The organism is Plantactinospora solaniradicis, assembly GCF_042658085.1.
Lineage (GTDB): Bacteria > Actinomycetota > Actinomycetes > Mycobacteriales > Micromonosporaceae > Plantactinospora > Plantactinospora solaniradicis.
The window spans coordinates 1-15,332 of record NZ_JBHSPR010000120.1 but is presented as its reverse complement, the minus strand read 5'-3'; the positions used below and the strand labels follow the sequence as shown (position 1 = coordinate 15,332).

Here is a 15,332-nt window from a genome sequence, read left to right as displayed (position 1 = left end):
TTCAGGAGGTGGTCCCGATTCAGCCGGAACCACATGGTCAGTTTTCAGGCGGAGCCGACAGGAGATCACGCACTCGACGAGGTCTACGTCCAGCAGATCGGCGCCGACCAGGACACGTACTTCGCCGCCTGGGAGATGGAGGCCTTCCCGACGTTCAGCTGACCTCTGGAACGGCCTGGGTCAGCGCCGCTTGGACGATGCGGACGGCCTCGGTGGTGTCGATGCCGAGGCCGGCGATGACGGCGGCGTACTCGGCGGCGGCGCGGCTTGCCCGTTCGCGTCCCTGCTCGCCGGCTGCGGACACGAACGAGCCGGCCGGGCCGCGGGTCTCGATCAGCCCCGCCTTCTCCAGTTCCCGGTAGGCCCGGCCGACCGTGTTGACCGCCAAGCCGAGGTCCGCGGCCAGGCGGCGGATGGTCGGCAGCCGGGTGCCCACGGCCAGCGTGCGTTCCTGGATCTGCCCGGCGAGCTGGGCGCGGAGCTGCTCGAACGGTGGGACGGGCGAGGCCGAGTCGATGACGATCATGCGGTTCACCGGGCGCTGCGGCCGTGCTGGGCCGCCAGGGCGCTCCGCCCGTCCCAGGCCGTGATCAGGGCGAGCGCGATGACGCTCAGGATGATGAAGACGAGCCAGCCCGTGTTCCACGGATCGAGCCCGGTGTCGAATACCGACACGACCGGCAGTGACCACACCACGGTCGGTACGGCCACCTCGCGGGCGTCCTCGACGCGCATGAGGAAGTCGGCCTTCAGCGAGCCCTCGTCGTCGGCCACTACCGGGTGGGTGAGTACATGGCGCAGTTGGACGGCCGTACCGACCGCGACCCCGCACAGCCCGATGAGCAGGATGACCGCCGCGTACCTCACGGCGCCGTCCCGCATGGTCAGGGCCGCGATCGCCAGCACTGCCGCGCCCGCGTACGTGATCGCCAGCAACGCGGCCCGCGGCACGCCGAGCACGGTTCGCCAGCCGGGCCGGACGGAGTGGGTCGCCCGTCGCGGCAACTCCGCGCCGGCTTGCTGATCGACCCGCCGCACCCACCGGTCCAGCAGCGACAGGCCCAGCACCAACCCGGCCGTCAGCGCCGTCAGCACCGCCAGCGCCCAGCGCCGCTGCGTCCCGAACCCGTCATCCGCGGGACGGATCGGCAAGGCGGAGACGTAGACGAGGGCAGTTGCGCAGAGGAACGCGGCCGGCAGGACGGCCGCGGCCAGCCGCGCACGTCGCCGGACCGTCAGGCGCGCCGCCAGCATCGGTGTCGGCGTGACGTCGGCCAGGCCGCGCGCGGCCAACCACAGACGGGCTATCTCGAGCTCCGTCGGACGCACCTTCCTCGGCATGGCGGCCTCCCCAGCTTGTCGCAAGTCCTGTCTCACCATATTGAGACAAGACTTGCGTCAAGTCAATCGTGGTCCCGGGCGAAGTACTCGCCCGGTGGACCGCCAACCGTGCGGTGGAACGCGACGACAAACGCGCTCAGCGTTCCCGTAGCCGGCCCGGCCGGCGGCCGCGGCGACCGGCTGGCCGGCGGCCAGCACGGGCATCGCCGCACGCAGCCGGGCATGGATGCGCGCTCGCCGTCTATCGGCCGGCCCTCGGCCGCCAGGTACGGGTACGGGGCCACCACCTTCCCCGCCAGCAGCGACGCGAGCGCGGCCGACTTCCGCGCCCGTGGCCTCTCCGCACGCGCCGAAGCGCTCCTCGGCCGACAGAGCCAACCCCTGGCCGATATCGACGTCGCCCGGAAGGAAGGAACACGCCGAGGCGGTAATCCGGATCGCGGCCGACGCCGCGCTTGCCCGCCCCGCACTGGACGCTCTACGACATCCAGGCCACCGAGGTGGAGTTCTCCCAGGCCCGCCCCGACCGGTGGCACACCCGGCTGCGCTACCGCCGCACGAGCGCCGGGTGGGTGAACGAAGCGCTCTGGCCGTAGTGCGGCTGTGAGGGCGGAGATAGCGTACGGCTATCGACTGATAGCCAGTTTCGCTTTGACCACCGACTCCGTCGACGGAATGGTGTATACAACATCCCGCCAAAGCATTGGAGCCGACATCATGGCGAAGATCCTATGCGTGCTGTACGACGACCCGATCGACGGCTACCCGACCTCTTACGCCCGAGATGACCTGCCGCACATCGACCACTACCCGGGCGGCCAGTCCACCCCTCTTCCGCGAGGCATCGACTTCACCCCCGGCCACCTGCTCGGCAGCGTCTCCGGTGAACTCGGGCTGCGTCGATTCCTGACCGAACGCGGGCACACCCTGGTCGTCACCTCCGACAAGGAGGGCGCCAATTCGGTCTTCGACCGGGAACTGTCCGACGCTGACGTGGTCATTTCCCAGCCGTTCTGGCCGGCGTACCTCACCGCCGAGCGGATCGCGAAGGCCCGGAACCTCAAACTCGCGATAACCGCCGGCATCGGTTCCGACCACGTCGACCTCGACGCCGCGATCGCCGCCGACGTCACCGTCGCCGAGGTCACCTACTGCAACAGCATCAGCGTCGCCGAACACGTCGTCATGATGATCCTCTCGCTGGTCCGCAACTACCTGCCGGCACACCGCTGGGCGAGCGAGGGCGGCTGGAACATCGCCGACTGCGTCGCCCGGTCCTACGACGTGGAGGGAATGCAGGTCGGCACGGTCGCTGCCGGCCGCATCGGGCTGGCCGTACTGCGCCGGCTCAAGCCGTTCGACGTGCGGCTGCACTACACCGACCGGCACCGGCTACCGCGGGAGATCGAGGAGGAACTTGGACTTACCTTCCACCCCAGCGCCGCCGACATGGTGCCGCAGTGCGACGTGGTGACAATCAACGCACCGCTGCACCCGGAGACCGAGGGACTCTTCGACGACGCGCTGATCGGCGGCATGAAGCGCGGCGCGTACCTGGTCAACACCGCCCGGGCGAAGATCTGCGACCGCGACGCCGTCGACCGCGCGCTGCGCAGCGGGCAGCTAGCCGGGTACGCCGGCGACGTCTGGTACCCCCAGCCGGCCCCGGCCGACCACCCGTGGCGGACCATGCCGTACCAGGGAATGACCCCGCACATCTCCGGCTCGTCCCTCTCCGCTCAGGCGCGGTATGCCGCCGGCACCCGGGAGATCCTGGAGTCCTGGCTGGACGGCACCCCGATCCGCGACGAATACCTGATCGTCGACAAGGGCGGCCTCGCCGGCACCGGCTCCCACTCGTACTCCACCAGCACCTCCACACCCGCAAGGTAGACGAGCCGGTCGACGGTCTGACCAGAATTCCTTACAAGCCCCGGACAAGGCGGTCCGCCGCCAGGCCCGCGGTACGGACGGCACGAATCGCCAACACGAGGGGCGTCTCGCGGGACGGCGCGTCCATGCTCCTCGTGTTGGCGCCGCGGAGGCGAATGGCGCCCGGTAACCGCGTCACGAACCCGGCAACCGGAGCCCACGCCTCTGCTCACCCGGGCTGATGCCATCGCCGCCTCCGCTACCGCCTGACACGATGACGCTGGTGCCCACCGATCCGAGACCGGCCGGACCGGATAGCCGCCCAGGCCAGCCGCAAGCCGACGACGGCTGACCACACCGACAAACTTTCGATTCCTCGCGAACACGCTGGGGACCGCCGAGAGAGTCTTCGCGGAAGGGTCCGGAGGCGATGCAATGGACCGAACCGACGTCACGGAACTCGTCATCACCATTCGCATCTGAAAGGGAACCAGCTGGGCGAAGATCGCCGAGACAGTGAGCCTGAGCGAATTCGGCGACGGCATCATGCGCGCCATCGACTTCCAGATGGACCTCACCCGCGAGCCGGACCCGACGGGCGACAGAGTCCGAATCGAGCTCAGTGGCAAGTACCTCCCCGTACAAGCAGTACTGGAGAGCATGGGACGGCAACCGACTGGTCCGCCCCGCCTTTGCGATCGCTGGGTAAGGGCCGCGATGGATGATCGGTGACGAGTGGCAAAATTCCACCGTGGCGGCACGGCTGTCACCTTGCCGACAACCGACGGGCTGTCGTGATCGCCGGGGGCTACTGCGTTCTCGAGTCGATAGACATGTCGAACCTCGGATGCCGGTTCGGAATCAGATCGCTTCGCTCGGGCGAGGTCGGTGAACGGCAGCTCCCACATTGTGTGAGGGTTGGTGGGGCTATTCGTGGGTCAACGCTTCTTGAGAATGGACCTCGGTGTCCGACGTGCGATCAGGCTCGCTGTGAGAATGAGACAGGCCGCCACGGTGACGATGCTGCCGTCCGGGCCGTACCTGCCGCCGGACAGGAGGTCGGCTCCGTGCGGGGTGAGGTGGAACAGTCGGTGTGCGCCACCGACGGGGACGCCGACGGCCACGACGGTGACGAGATTCCAGCCGATGTGTAGTGCGAGGGGCAGCCACATGGTGCGGGTGGCGAGGTAGGCGGCGTTGAACATAAGCCCGGCCGCTGTGGCGGCGATGCCGCCGAGCAGGGTGGCGTACGGGCTGACTAGGTGCAGGGAGCCGAACGCCAGTGCGGTCACGGCGCTGGCGGCCACCGAGCCGATGAGTAGTTGAAGGCCACGCAGCGCCAGGTAGCGGAACACCAGCTCTTCGAGGACCGACCCGATCAGTGCACCGGTGGCGATCGTGGTGACGAGGTCGGCCGCCGTCGTCCCGTGCCAGTACACGCGCTGCAGGCCGGCTGTCCACAAGGCGAGCAGGACCAGGCATGGCGTGCCGATGCCGATGCCGAGCCCGATGACGATGTCACGTCGGGCGGTCGACGTACGCCATGGCTCTCGCCACCAGCGACGAAACGTTGATGGGCGGGACATGGTGGGCCTCCTCGGGGTTGACGGCGTGGCGGGGTCAGCGTGCCGGCAGCACGGACGCCCGACGACCCGGTTGTCCGACCGTGGTTGGTAGGGGAAACCTGACCTGCGGGTGCGGGTTAGCCAGGTGGACCCGGGACCTGGCGCGCGGAATGCTGACGGGGTGGCGATTGGACCGGCATTCGTGCGGATGCTCCGCGCGGCAGTCTCCAGGCATGCCGGAGTGCAGATTCTGTACGTGGTCGTCGGCGCGCCGCTGGCGGTGATCGGATTCGTCGGTGTCCTGGCCCTGCTCGCGGTGGGAGGCCTGCTGTCGGTCACCCTCGTCGGCGTGCCGGTCGTGGCGATCGGGCTGGTCTGGGCGCGCGGTGTGTGTTCGACCCGGCGGTGGCTGGCCCGGGTCCTTCTCGACGTGCGTATCGACGCCCTCCCGCCCGCGCCGGGCCATGGCATCGTCGGCTGGGTGGTCGCGACGGTGCGAGACGGCGCCAACTGGCGGGCGGCGGTGATGGCCGTCGCCCACTTCCCGTTCGCCGTCATGGCATTCGCCGTGTCCGCCGTCTGCTGGGGCTACGGAGTCCTGCTGACCACCTATCCGGTCTGGTGGTGGTCAGCGCCGGTGCAGATCACCAGCGGTGTCTCCGCCGACACGTGGCCGCGTGCGCTGGGCGTGGCCGGTGTGGGCGTCTCGTTGCTGATGGCCGCGCCCTGGGTGGTGCGCAGCGTCGTCAACGTCGACCTGTGGTTCCTGCGGACACTGGTGGCCAGCGGTGCGACCGCCCGGCGGCTGCGGGAACTGGAACACACACGGGCGCAGGCGGTCGACGAGGCCGCAACGATGCTCCGTCGCATCGAGCGGGATCTGCACGACGGCGCCCAAGCCAGACTCGTTGCCGTGGCCATACGCCTCGGCATGGTCAAGGACAGCCTGGCCCAGGCCGAGGGACCCACCGACCTGGCGCCCGTCCGTACGCTCGTGGACCGTGCCCACCACGACGCGAAGGCGACCCTGGCCGAGCTTCGAGATCTCGTGCGCGGGATCCATCCGCCGATCCTCGACAGCGGGCTGGAGGCCGCGCTCGCCAGCCTCACCGCGGGCAGCACGGTACCAACACGCGTGCACGTCGACATCGTCGAGCGGCCGTCCCCCGCGGTGGAAACGCTCATGTACTTCTGCACGGCCGAACTGTTGACAAACGTGGCCAAACACAGCCAGGCACGGCAGGCGACCGTGCACCTGACCCGGCACGACAACAGACTGCAGCTGCGGGTGTCCGACAACGGCGTCGGCGGAGCGACACCACATACCGGCACCGGTCTGGCCGGGCTCGCCGAGCGTCTGCGACCGATCGACGGGCGGCTGCAAATCAGGAGCCCGCTCGGCGGCCCCACCGTGGTCAGCGTCGAGGTACCAGGGTGAGCGCGACCGGCCTGCGCCTGATCATCGCCGAGGACTCCGCCGTCCTGCGCGATGCTCTCGTGGAACTGCTGACCACGCGAGGCCACCACGTGGCCGCGGCCGTCGGCGACGGCCGGGCGGTGCTGGCCGCAGCCGAGCAGCACCACCCCGACGCCGTCATCGTCGACATCCGCATGCCTCCGACCTACACCGACGAAGGACTCAAGGCCGCGATCGCATTACGCCAGCTGCAACCGGACCTAGGCATCCTGCTGTTCTCCCAGTACGTCGAAACGCGGCACGTGAACCGGCTTCTCGCCGACGACGCGCACGGCGTGGGCTATCTGCTCAAGGATCGGGTGGCCGACGTACGGGAATTCCTCGACGCGATCGCCCGGGTCTCCTGCGGCGGAACGGTGCTCGACCCGGCCGTCGTCACGCACCTGATGGCCGCCAGCCGCCACGACGACCCGCTGGCCGCGCTCACCGCCCGGGAGCGCCAGGTGCTCGGGCTGATGGCCGAGGGCCGGTCGAACGCAGCCATCGCGGCCACCCTGGGCGTCACCGCCGCCTCCGTGGAAAAGCACATCTCGAATGTCTTCACCAGACTCGACCTACCACCGTCCGACGAAGACAACCGCCGGGTGCGCGCCGTCCTCCTGTACCTCAAATCACGTTGACCACGAGACACAGCCCGACATCGCCCGCTGCGGCGCCCGCCGGCCCCGGGCGGACACGATCTGTGGAAGCTCGAAGAGTTCGGTCAACGCCCGGCCCGCGGCGCTGCTCTCGCCACGCTGGGCTTTGGTCTCGCCGCTTGCCGACGGCGGGAGCCCAGCCTCAACCAGGTCCTCGTCGAGCTTGGCATGGGTGCTTCCGCCAGCGATCACGCAGGCGGCCCGGACCACGATCTCACGAAGCGTCGTGGAGCGTGCGGAGTTCTTCAACGCACTACGCGGGACAGGAGGAGAACCGTGGAGATAAGTGGTGCTGAGCCGGAGCTGCTGCCCGGCGGTTTCGTCAATGCCGTGGTGCGGGTGGACGACACAGTGCGGCGACGGGTCTCGCCATCCGGTGGATTCGTTCGGGACCTCCTGGAGTTTCTCGGGCGCTGCCGCTGGCCGGGCGCGCCGCGTCACCTCGGCTTTGATGAGCAGGGTCGCGAGGTCCTCACTTTCCTGGCCGGGCACGTGGCCTGGGAGGAGTCACAGCCGGCCGACGTGCGATCCGACGAGAGTCTGGTGGCGGTGGCCCGCCTGGTGCGACAGCTGCATGATCTGACCGCGGGGACCGATCTCGCCGGTGATCAGGAGGTCGTTTGTCACAACGACTTGTCCCCGAAGAACACTGTCTACCGCGACCTCGGAAGTGGCCTACGTCCGGTCGCATTTATCGATTGGGACCTGGCGGCACCGGGGTCTCGGATGCACGACGTGGCCCACATGTGCTGGCAGTATGTGGGCCTGGGACCGGGAATGGACGTTGGCGAGGCTGCGAGGTTGGTGCGACTGCTCGCGGACGCCTACGGCCCGCTGCCTCGGAAAGAACTGATACGAACAGTTCTGTGGTGGCAGGACCGCTGTTGGAGGGGAATCGCGGCCGGCGCGGCGGCCAACGATCCAGCGATGGTGCGGCTACGTGCGCTCGACGCGGTGGACGGGGTGCGGGCGGCGCATCAGTGGACAGCCGAGCATCGGCTCACGTTGGAACGGGCGATCTCGTAGGCGGGTGATACGTGGCAGCCGGACGGTTACTCGACTTGGCTGTCCGGGCGTTCGTCGATGCGCGGACGCCCACGGTCCGTGGCGCCCGCATCGCGGCAGTTGAGGATGCCTGGCCGGCCGTTCAACAGGACTTCGCCGGTTCATGGTTGGTAGCGGGCCGCCGCGTCGGGGGTGCGGAAGCGTTCCGCATGTTCGGCCACCCACTGCTCGAAGGTACGCGCCGGGCGGCCGGTCACCTGCTCGACGGTGTCCACCACGCTGGTGGACTCCTCGCTGGGAGCGGCGTACCAGCCTACGACATACTCGGCGTCCGCCGGGGACACACCGGTGGCCGTCAGCCGGTCGACCGCCTGTTCATGGGTGATCGGGACGAAGGTGACATCACGGCCGATGGCCCGGGACAGGACGGCGATCCGCTGGCGCGGGGTCAGCGATTCCGGCCCGGTCAGGTTGTACGCACGCCCCGCGTGGCCGTCCTCGAGCAACGCCATCGCCGCGACTGCGCCGATGTCGGCCTCGTGGACCAGCGCGCTGGCAAAGTCGTACGGTTCCCGCACGACCCCTTCGCTCCGGACCGAGTCGATCCAGGAAAGCGTGTTGGACATGAACTCCTGCGGTTCCAGACGGGTCCACTGGACGCCCGAGTCCGCCACCGCCTGCTCGGCCGGCCCCACCGAGCCGCCCCACACCACGGTGATGCGCCGCACGCCCGCCTCGACCGCCCGCCGTACCAGCTCGGGTCCGGCCTCGGCGAGCCCTGCCGTCACCGTGACGTGCAGCCGATGGACGCCGTCGAACGCGGCGTCCAAAGTCCCCGGCGCCGTATGCGTACCGGCCACCAGCTCCACCTCGGCCGGGAACCGTCCCGCGGCCGCAGCCGGGTCGCGGGTTAGCGCCCGAACGTGCTCGCCCCGGCGGACCAGCTCCGCCACTACGTGCCAGCCGGTGTTTCCGGTGGCCCCCGTCACCAACGTCGTCACAGGCGACTCCTTTCGTCACCGGCGACTCTAAAATCTCAACCTAACTTGAGATCAAGGGCGGGACGATCACGATTCCGGCTCTCGACCGAAGCCGGGCTTCCACCTGTCTCAGGGCGAGTCGGCCTGCTTCGAGCTCGAACAGCCCGACAAAGGTCACGCGGTCGACCGACGACGACCTCGCCTATCGCCATCCTTGAACGGGTGTCCGCTTCTCGACAGTTCCGGACGCCTGTGGTGCGCTGTCCGCCGTCAGGTTGTGTGACGCGCGGATCCGGCACTTCCGGATGCGGATGGCGTTGGGCATCGGCTGCTGGTGCTACCGGCGTAGCCGCGGGTCAGCTCGGCAGACACGGCAGCGACCTTGCTCTTCTCGCGGGACGTCGACAGCAAGTTCGTGGTGGCGCGGAGGCGCGATCGGTTCGCCGAGATCAGGAACGACGTCGTCTCGCACGCCGCCGATACGTACTCATCCGTCGTCGGTGGTCGTTTCGGCGAGGTCGGCGAGTAGGTCGACGAATGTCATGGCGAGTTGCGTCTGCCCGGTGGCGGGCCACAGGACGCCGTAGTCGAGGGTCGGACCGTCCTGGAAGGGGATGAAGGCGATGCCGGGCCGGTCGTGGTAGCGGGCGGCGCGGGCCGCCACGATCGAGGCGCCGAGACCGGCGGCGACCAGGGCGGGAACCTCGGGCCAGAAGGTGTAGGACGGTCCGTGGGGGATCGGGCGACCCATCGGAGTGCGGACCGGCATGTGGAGATCCAGCAGAGACTTCGGGAAGTCCCCGTCCGCCCTGATGAATGGTACCTCGGCCAGGTCTTCCATTGACACGCTGTCGCGGCGGGCCAGGGGATGGTCGGCCGGGACCATCAACGCCCGAGGCTCGCGGAGCAGGACCGGGCCGTCGGTGACGCCGGGGATCTGTACGGGAAACTCGCTGATCTGGAGGTCCAGTTCGCCGCGACGCAGCGGCCCGAGAGGCTCGTTGAACTGGATCTCCTGGGTCCGCACGATGCAGTCTGCGTACCTGGTCCGGAGCAGCTTGGCCGCCTGGAGGGCCAGGTCGGCGCACCAGGGGGTGCTGTAGCCGACCCGCAGTATGCCGGAGATGCCGCGTGCCTCGGCGACGGCCCGGTCGACGGCCTGCTGGATCTGCAGATGGGCGGGCAGCAGGTCGTCACGGAGCAGCTTGCCCAGCGGGGTGAGGCGGACGGTGCGGGAGGTGCGCTCGAACAGCGGCCCGCCGATGCGGCGTTCGGCCTTCTTGATGACGTGGCTGACCCGGGACGGGGTCACGCGCAGGCGTTCGGCCGTCCGGCCGAAGTGCAACTCCTCGGCCAACGCCAAGAAGATCTCGATGTCTCGAAGTTCCATGACCCCTCCCTTGATCGTGAACATACGGGTCGTCGCTGCGTTGACCAAACGCGCAACGATGACCCGTCGGGCAACGCTGCCTTGCCGACATCGCCGTTGTTCGGCGGTGGCTGTCAGGCCAGCCTGTACAAGCGCTCCCGGCGCGCTGACCAGGTACCTACGCCCCGCAGTCGGCGGTCGGAGCGCGCCACGGGCCGGTTTCACCGGGCCGATCTGGTCGCACCGTCACCGTCACCGGTCGCCGCCCAGGCGCTGTTGTGTCAGCGGCGGCGTCAGGGCGGCGACTGCCTGGTGTCAGAGCGGTTGGCGATGGTGGGTGCCAGGAACGGTTCGGCGTTTGCGGCTTTGGGGGCTGCGAACTGGGCCACGCACGACCCTCGTTCTTCGCTCGTGCAAGCCATGAGCGCCAGGCCGGGGCGGGTCACGCAAGATCGAACACTGTCTGTAAGGAGATTCATGATGGGAACTGGCAGCAGCGGCTTCTCCAAAGCGGGGCTGGGCAGACTCAGCGACGTGCTGGCCGGGCATGTCGAGTCCGGGAAGATTCCCGGGCTGGTCGCTCTGGTCAGTCGGGGCGGTGAGACGCACGTCGAGGCGCTCGGGACGATGCGCCATGACGGTGGCCTGCCGATGCGTCGGGACACGATCTTCCGGATGGCGTCGACGTCCAAGCCGGTCGGAATGGCGGCGGCGATGGTCCTGCTCGACGAGTGCAGGCTGCGGCTGGACGACCCGGTGGACCCGTGGCTGCCCGAGCTCGCGGACCGTCGGGTGCTCAAGCAGGTTGACGGCCCTATCGACGACACCGTGCCGGCGCGGCGGCCGGTCACCGTACGGGACGTGCTGACCTCCACCTTCGGGCTCGGTCTGGATTTCACGGCGCTGGGCACTCCGATCATGAACGCGGTCCTCGAGCAGGGGATCACGCCGAACATGCCGGAGCCGCAGCCCGGGCCGGACGAGTGGATGCGCCGCCTCGGCTCGCTTCCGCTGATGCACCAGCCGGGGGATCGCTGGCAGTACCACATCGCAAGCGATCTGGTCGGCGTGCTCGTCGCCAGGGTCACGGGCCAGTCGTACGAGTCGTTCCTGCGCGAACGCGTCTTCGAACCCCTGGGGATGAAGGACACCGGTTTCCATGTGCCCGCCGAAAAGCTGGACCGGCTGCCGCCCCTCTACGCCCCCGACCCGCAGACCGGGGAGTTCCACGTGTGGGACGAGGCCGAAGGGGGACGCCACAGCAGGCCCCCGGCGTTCCAGGGTGGTGGCGGTGGGCTGTCCTCGACCGTTGACGACTACAACGCCTACTTTCGGATGCTGCTCAACGGCGGGATGCACGGCGACGAGCGGATCCTCTCCAAGGCCGCCGTCGAGCTGATGACCACCAACCGCCTCGGGGCCGAGCAGCAGGCCGCCCGGCACGAACTGGCCGTCAACAACGTCCACATCTCGTTCGGGCAGGGGCAGCACGGTGGCTGGGGCTTCGGGATGGCGGTACGCACCTACCGTGGCGACTACGCGCCCATCGGCCAGTTCGGCTGGGACGGCGGAAGCGGCACCTCGACCTACGCCGACCCGCAGAACCGGCTCACCGGAATCCTGCTGACCCAGGTCGGCACGTCCGCCCCGTACTCGGCGCATGCTTTCCACGACTTCTGGACCACGCTCTACCAGGCAATCGACGACTGACACCGAGCCCGCGCCTGGCATGCCCTTTCCCAACCCGCGGCACCCAACGGTCTTCCCGTGCGGTCGAACCGTCGACGTTTCCGCGCAGGGTCGGGCCTGGCCCCTGTCTGCCTGAAGTCGGGCCGCCCGAGGGTGAGATCCCCCGGGCGGCCCGACCTCAGCAATCGAGATACCCCTGCCACCAGGACCGCATTTCGCCATCCGTCCGGTCAAACCCTAGAACAGATTCGAAGGAGCACACGACCATGTCCGTCACCCTTACCGATCAGGACAAGTCCACCCTGCGTACCGCCGCCTACGGTGCCGTGACGCTGATGTCCGCCGCCGATATCGCCGGCAAGCCCCACAAGGCCGCCACCGACGGCTCCATTGCCCTATCCTCCGCCACCGGGCTGGTCGGGCACGTGCTCGCCGAGTATCCAAAGGACATGAAGCTGGACAACAAGTCCGTAGCCACAATCGCCGACAACGTACTGCCGGCCCTGACGGCAGGCATGAGCCTGCTCAAGCAGCAGGATTCGGCCGAGGCCGACAACTTCCGCAGCACAGGGCGTCAAAAACCACTACGACGACCCCCGTGCCGTCGATGCCGGCCGGGCAAGCCCATGACCGGCCGACTGCCGCTCATAGTCGGCACCGCCGAGCCGTATCTGCCGATGCTGGCCATCTGCGACCCACAGAACGGCGCCGCACGTGCCGTTCTGAGGCCATGACCACGGCGCGGGGCCGCAAGGCCCCGCACCACGCCAACCCACTCGTTTCGGCAGTTCCGGACGTTCCCGACGCCAGAGTGTGGCTCGGGGTAGGGCGCTCCGGTTGCGTGCCGGCGCCCCGCCAGCAGCGTCAGCCGAAGCTCGCCCAGAAGCGGCAGTGGTGTGCTGCGGCCAGGTCGACCGGGCCGACCGCACCCGGCGCGAGCGACTGGACGGTTTGGCGCGACCAGTACGGCGTTCCGGGGCCGTTGGGGTCGCCGGTGGCGGCGAACCGGGTCCAGTAGTCGATCATTTGTCGGGAGAGTTCCCGCTGTGCGGGGTCCAGTTGCACGGGTGTCCTCGTCAGGTCGTGCAGGTACGGCAGCTCCGACGCGTGGTACGCGCCGAGTGGGAAGGTCGGTGGCTGGGGGAACGTGAACGTCTGTGGGGCGTCCCGGTCGGCGAATTCGTAGTGGTAGGTCGGCACCCGCGCCGCGAGGTATGCCCCGCTCGCCGTGTTCGGGCAGACGTAGGCCCGGTCGGTGACGATCGCCGCCCAGGCCAGGCTCGGCGAGCCCGCGGCGGCGTACCGCTGCGCGACCTCGCCGGCCCGGGCCCCGAACGCGGCACCGAGCAGGTACTGGTAAAGCCCCTCGTCGAGCGTGCCGAAGAAGGTGGCGACGAAGAACCGCCCCTCGTCGCGGGTGTGTCCGTAGAGCACCGGGACCCGGTGGAACCGGCCCTGCCGCAGCGCCTCCGCCGGGTGCAGCGGCAGCATCGGGGTGCCGATGGCGGGGCTCCAGTAGACGGGTGGGGCGGCCAGCAGTTCGCCGACGTTGCGCTGCCGCAGACAGTCGAGGTCGGCACAGCCCAGCGTGGTAGCGGTGCCGGCGCCGAGCCGCTCCGCCGTGGCCAACGGCTTCCAGGTGTCGTTGTCCGGACCGGCGCCGGGCAGGATCACGTCGACCGGGTTGGACGGCGAGCAGTTGCCGCTTTGCAGGATCGCCCGGGAGAACAGCCCAGCCGCCGCCGGCGAGGTGAGCTGGGCGCAGACGCTGTCGGCTCCTGCCGACTCACCGAAAAGCGTGACGTTGCGCGGGTCGCCGCCGAAGACGGCGATGTTGCGGCGTACCCAGCGCAGCGCGGCCTGCTGGTCCTGCAACCCGAAGCTGCCCGAGCCGGCCAGTCCGGGGTACCCGAGGAAGCCCAGGATGCCGAGCCGGTAGTTGAGGTTGACCACCACCACGTCGCCGGTGACAGCCAACCGGCGCTCGTCGAAGCCGCCGCCGTCCCCGCTGCGCAGGCCGCCGCCGTGCAGCCAGACCAGGACCGGACGCGGCCGGGCCGACCGCTCGCGCGGCGTGGTCACGTTCAGGTACAGGCAATCCTCGGTCTCGCTGGCCGGCTGGCCGGTCACCGGGTCGGCGGTCTGGGGACAGGCGTTGCCGGGTCGGCCGGCGTCCCGGATCCCGGGCCAGGGTGCGGCCGGCCTCGGTGCGCGCCAGCGCAGCTCGCCGACCGGCGGGGCGGCGTAGCGAATGCCGTGGAAGGTCCGGGTTGGGCCGCTCGACACCCCTCGAACCAGTCCTCGGTCGGTGAGCACCACCGTGGAGGTCCGGTCCGGCGCGGCGGCGGCCGGTGCGACCGGCATCCCGGCCAGCAGCACGGCCACAACGGCCGGTACGGCGATCATCGGCAGTGATCGACTCAGCTTCATGGGGCACAGCATGCCATTCGACGGCCAGTCCGGCGATCCACTGTGGATCGGCCGGAGGTACGTGTACGCGATGGGTGGCAGGATGACGCCGGGTCCGTTGCGGTAGGCGACGATGGTCGAGCATAGGCTCGGGACGGTCGAGCCGAGGACCGCCGTGTCCTGGATGCCATCGGCGTTGAAGTCGCCGACCAGCATGGTTCGTCATCGATTTAGATGGAGCGGGCGGAGTTCCGGCAAGAGGCCCGCGATGCGCGCTCATCGGCATGATCGGACGCTGCGTGCCAGCAGTATGTCGCCACGCTCTGTGACCCGTTCGCGCCGGCCGCCGCGCGTGCTCTGCGGTAGATCCGGACGTCTATGCGCCTAGCCGTAGATGTCCAAGTTCAGTTCGATCGGAAACGCGGCCAAGCGTTGTAGAAGGTCAACCTCGAGTTGAATGCCCCCGTTGCCCTCGACAGCCACGAAGCAGAACCAGTCCATGTCAAATCCATCAGCGGCCATCTCATGCAAAACGCCCCGTTTCGGTTCGATGCGGTCCAGCAGGATGCCCAGATGCTCGCCCAAAAGCCCGCTGCCCGCGGACTCGGTCGAGAGCGACCACATTGCATGGCGCCAAGGAGCGCCACGAGGTCTCGGATCTCCTGCCTCGTGCGCGTGAGTGGGATGGATGCCCAACCTCGCCGTCACGTCGGCCGCAGACACCCCCGGCCTGGTGATCCGGAGCGTCACGTACGTCTCAGCATCGGCCACAAGTCCCACATTGCAGCCCATGTACGCCTGCTCGCAAACGGTCGGTTCCAGAACAGCGGTCTGCGACATCCACTCGTCGGCTGCGGTTCCGGCCGGCGGCCGGGACCGGAGGCCGCCGACGCAGCGTGACGGGTCCGACTGGTGGTGGCGCGCACTACCTGCGGCATGAGAGTGAGTTGATCGTGATGCAAGGATGTGCATCCTCGCAGACAACCA

Annotated in this window: 16 protein-coding genes; 8 read left to right on the top strand and 8 right to left on the bottom strand. The window is 69.0% G+C overall.

From position 1 onward, the window contains the following. Positions 1 to 154: 154 nt before the first annotated feature. Positions 155 to 526: a GntR family transcriptional regulator gene (locus ACFP2T_RS47495; protein ID WP_377434566.1), complete on the bottom strand. Its 372-nt coding sequence runs from the start codon at positions 524 to 526 to the stop codon at positions 155 to 157. Between the two features lie 5 nt (positions 527 to 531). Continuing rightward, positions 532 to 1,341 carry a hypothetical protein gene (locus tag ACFP2T_RS47490; protein WP_377434564.1) on the bottom strand — a complete coding sequence of 270 codons (810 nt, stop codon included), beginning with the start codon at positions 1,339 to 1,341 and terminating at the stop codon, positions 532 to 534. A gap of 455 nt (positions 1,342 to 1,796) precedes the next feature. Between ACFP2T_RS47490 and ACFP2T_RS47485 the strand changes: the two genes are divergently transcribed. The 3 genes from ACFP2T_RS47485 to ACFP2T_RS47475 all read left to right on the top strand — a co-directional run bounded on the left by ACFP2T_RS47485 (position 1,797) and on the right by ACFP2T_RS47475 (position 3,945). Further along, positions 1,797 to 1,937, top strand: a complete 141-nt coding sequence (locus ACFP2T_RS47485) for a pyridoxine 5'-phosphate oxidase C-terminal domain-containing protein (RefSeq protein ID WP_377434561.1) — start codon at positions 1,797 to 1,799, stop codon at positions 1,935 to 1,937. A 121-nt stretch (positions 1,938 to 2,058) separates the two neighbouring features. Beyond that, positions 2,059 to 3,234 (top strand): NAD-dependent formate dehydrogenase, encoded by a 1,176-nt coding sequence (locus tag ACFP2T_RS47480; protein WP_377434558.1) that lies wholly within the window; start codon positions 2,059 to 2,061, stop codon positions 3,232 to 3,234. A gap of 495 nt (positions 3,235 to 3,729) precedes the next feature. Continuing rightward, positions 3,730 to 3,945 (top strand): cyanase, encoded by a 216-nt coding sequence (locus ACFP2T_RS47475; RefSeq protein ID WP_377434556.1) that lies wholly within the window; start codon positions 3,730 to 3,732, stop codon positions 3,943 to 3,945. A gap of 206 nt (positions 3,946 to 4,151) precedes the next feature. Here ACFP2T_RS47475 and ACFP2T_RS47470 read toward each other — a convergent pair whose 3' ends face one another. Continuing rightward, the gene (locus tag ACFP2T_RS47470) at positions 4,152 to 4,799 is read right to left on the bottom strand and encodes a CPBP family intramembrane glutamic endopeptidase (protein WP_377434554.1); all 648 of its coding nucleotides are present in this window, start codon (positions 4,797 to 4,799) and stop codon (positions 4,152 to 4,154) included. A 160-nt stretch (positions 4,800 to 4,959) separates the two neighbouring features. Here ACFP2T_RS47470 and ACFP2T_RS47465 point away from each other — a divergent pair, with 160 nt between their 5' ends. Together ACFP2T_RS47465 and ACFP2T_RS47460 are read left to right on the top strand one after the other, a co-directional pair. Then, entirely contained in the window at positions 4,960 to 6,216 is a 1,257-nt protein-coding gene (locus ACFP2T_RS47465) for a sensor histidine kinase (RefSeq protein WP_377434551.1), read from the top strand. A gap of 11 nt (positions 6,217 to 6,227) precedes the next feature. Beyond that, positions 6,228 to 6,875: a response regulator gene (locus ACFP2T_RS47460; RefSeq protein WP_377434569.1), complete on the top strand. Its 648-nt coding sequence runs from the start codon at positions 6,228 to 6,230 to the stop codon at positions 6,873 to 6,875. On the opposite strand, the gene ACFP2T_RS47455 is transcribed toward ACFP2T_RS47460, so the two are convergent. After that, positions 6,867 to 7,142, bottom strand: coding sequence for a hypothetical protein (locus tag ACFP2T_RS47455; RefSeq protein WP_377434548.1), 276 nt, complete (start codon positions 7,140 to 7,142; stop codon positions 6,867 to 6,869). The two genes, ACFP2T_RS47460 and ACFP2T_RS47455, sit on opposite strands and share 9 nt — an antisense overlap. Positions 7,143 to 7,169: 27 nt before the next feature. Between ACFP2T_RS47455 and ACFP2T_RS47450 the strand changes: the two genes are divergently transcribed. Further along, on the top strand, positions 7,170 to 7,919 hold the full coding sequence (locus ACFP2T_RS47450; RefSeq protein WP_377434546.1) for a phosphotransferase: 750 nt from the start codon (positions 7,170 to 7,172) through the stop codon (positions 7,917 to 7,919). A 140-nt stretch (positions 7,920 to 8,059) separates the two neighbouring features. Here the strand turns inward: ACFP2T_RS47450 and ACFP2T_RS47445 are convergent, their stop codons facing one another. Continuing rightward, entirely contained in the window at positions 8,060 to 8,899 is an 840-nt protein-coding gene (locus tag ACFP2T_RS47445; RefSeq protein WP_377434544.1) for an NmrA family NAD(P)-binding protein, read from the bottom strand. A gap of 466 nt (positions 8,900 to 9,365) precedes the next feature. After that, the gene (locus tag ACFP2T_RS47440) at positions 9,366 to 10,268 is read right to left on the bottom strand and encodes a LysR family transcriptional regulator (protein ID WP_377434541.1); all 903 of its coding nucleotides are present in this window, start codon (positions 10,266 to 10,268) and stop codon (positions 9,366 to 9,368) included. A gap of 459 nt (positions 10,269 to 10,727) precedes the next feature. Here ACFP2T_RS47440 and ACFP2T_RS47435 point away from each other — a divergent pair, with 459 nt between their 5' ends. Beyond that, positions 10,728 to 11,957, top strand: a complete 1,230-nt coding sequence (locus tag ACFP2T_RS47435) for a serine hydrolase domain-containing protein (protein WP_377434539.1) — start codon at positions 10,728 to 10,730, stop codon at positions 11,955 to 11,957. 245 nt (positions 11,958 to 12,202) lie between these two features. Continuing rightward, positions 12,203 to 12,670 carry a hypothetical protein gene (locus tag ACFP2T_RS47430; RefSeq protein ID WP_377434537.1) on the top strand — a complete coding sequence of 156 codons (468 nt, stop codon included), beginning with the start codon at positions 12,203 to 12,205 and terminating at the stop codon, positions 12,668 to 12,670. A gap of 130 nt (positions 12,671 to 12,800) precedes the next feature. Here ACFP2T_RS47430 and ACFP2T_RS47425 read toward each other — a convergent pair whose 3' ends face one another. After that, positions 12,801 to 14,561, bottom strand: a complete 1,761-nt coding sequence (locus ACFP2T_RS47425) for a carboxylesterase/lipase family protein (RefSeq protein ID WP_377434534.1) — start codon at positions 14,559 to 14,561, stop codon at positions 12,801 to 12,803. A gap of 168 nt (positions 14,562 to 14,729) precedes the next feature. Next, a partial coding sequence (locus tag ACFP2T_RS47420; RefSeq protein ID WP_377434531.1) for a DUF4279 domain-containing protein occupies positions 14,730 to 15,332 on the bottom strand: 603 nt, incomplete at its 5' end.

Coding starts and splice junctions, on each gene's coding strand:
- ACFP2T_RS47430 (WP_377434537.1), top strand. CDS start 12,203: ATGTCCGTCACCCTTACCGATCAGGACAAGTCCACCCTGCGTACCGCC.
- ACFP2T_RS47480 (WP_377434558.1), top strand. CDS start 2,059: ATGGCGAAGATCCTATGCGTGCTGTACGACGACCCGATCGACGGCTAC.
- ACFP2T_RS47490 (WP_377434564.1), bottom strand. CDS start 1,341: ATGCCGAGGAAGGTGCGTCCGACGGAGCTCGAGATAGCCCGTCTGTGG.
- ACFP2T_RS47470 (WP_377434554.1), bottom strand. CDS start 4,799: ATGTCCCGCCCATCAACGTTTCGTCGCTGGTGGCGAGAGCCATGGCGT.
- ACFP2T_RS47425 (WP_377434534.1), bottom strand. CDS start 14,561: ATGCTGGTCGGCGACTTCAACGCCGATGGCATCCAGGACACGGCGGTC.
- ACFP2T_RS47435 (WP_377434539.1), top strand. CDS start 10,728: ATGGGAACTGGCAGCAGCGGCTTCTCCAAAGCGGGGCTGGGCAGACTC.
- ACFP2T_RS47495 (WP_377434566.1), bottom strand. CDS start 526: ATGATCGTCATCGACTCGGCCTCGCCCGTCCCACCGTTCGAGCAGCTC.
- ACFP2T_RS47440 (WP_377434541.1), bottom strand. CDS start 10,268: ATGGAACTTCGAGACATCGAGATCTTCTTGGCGTTGGCCGAGGAGTTG.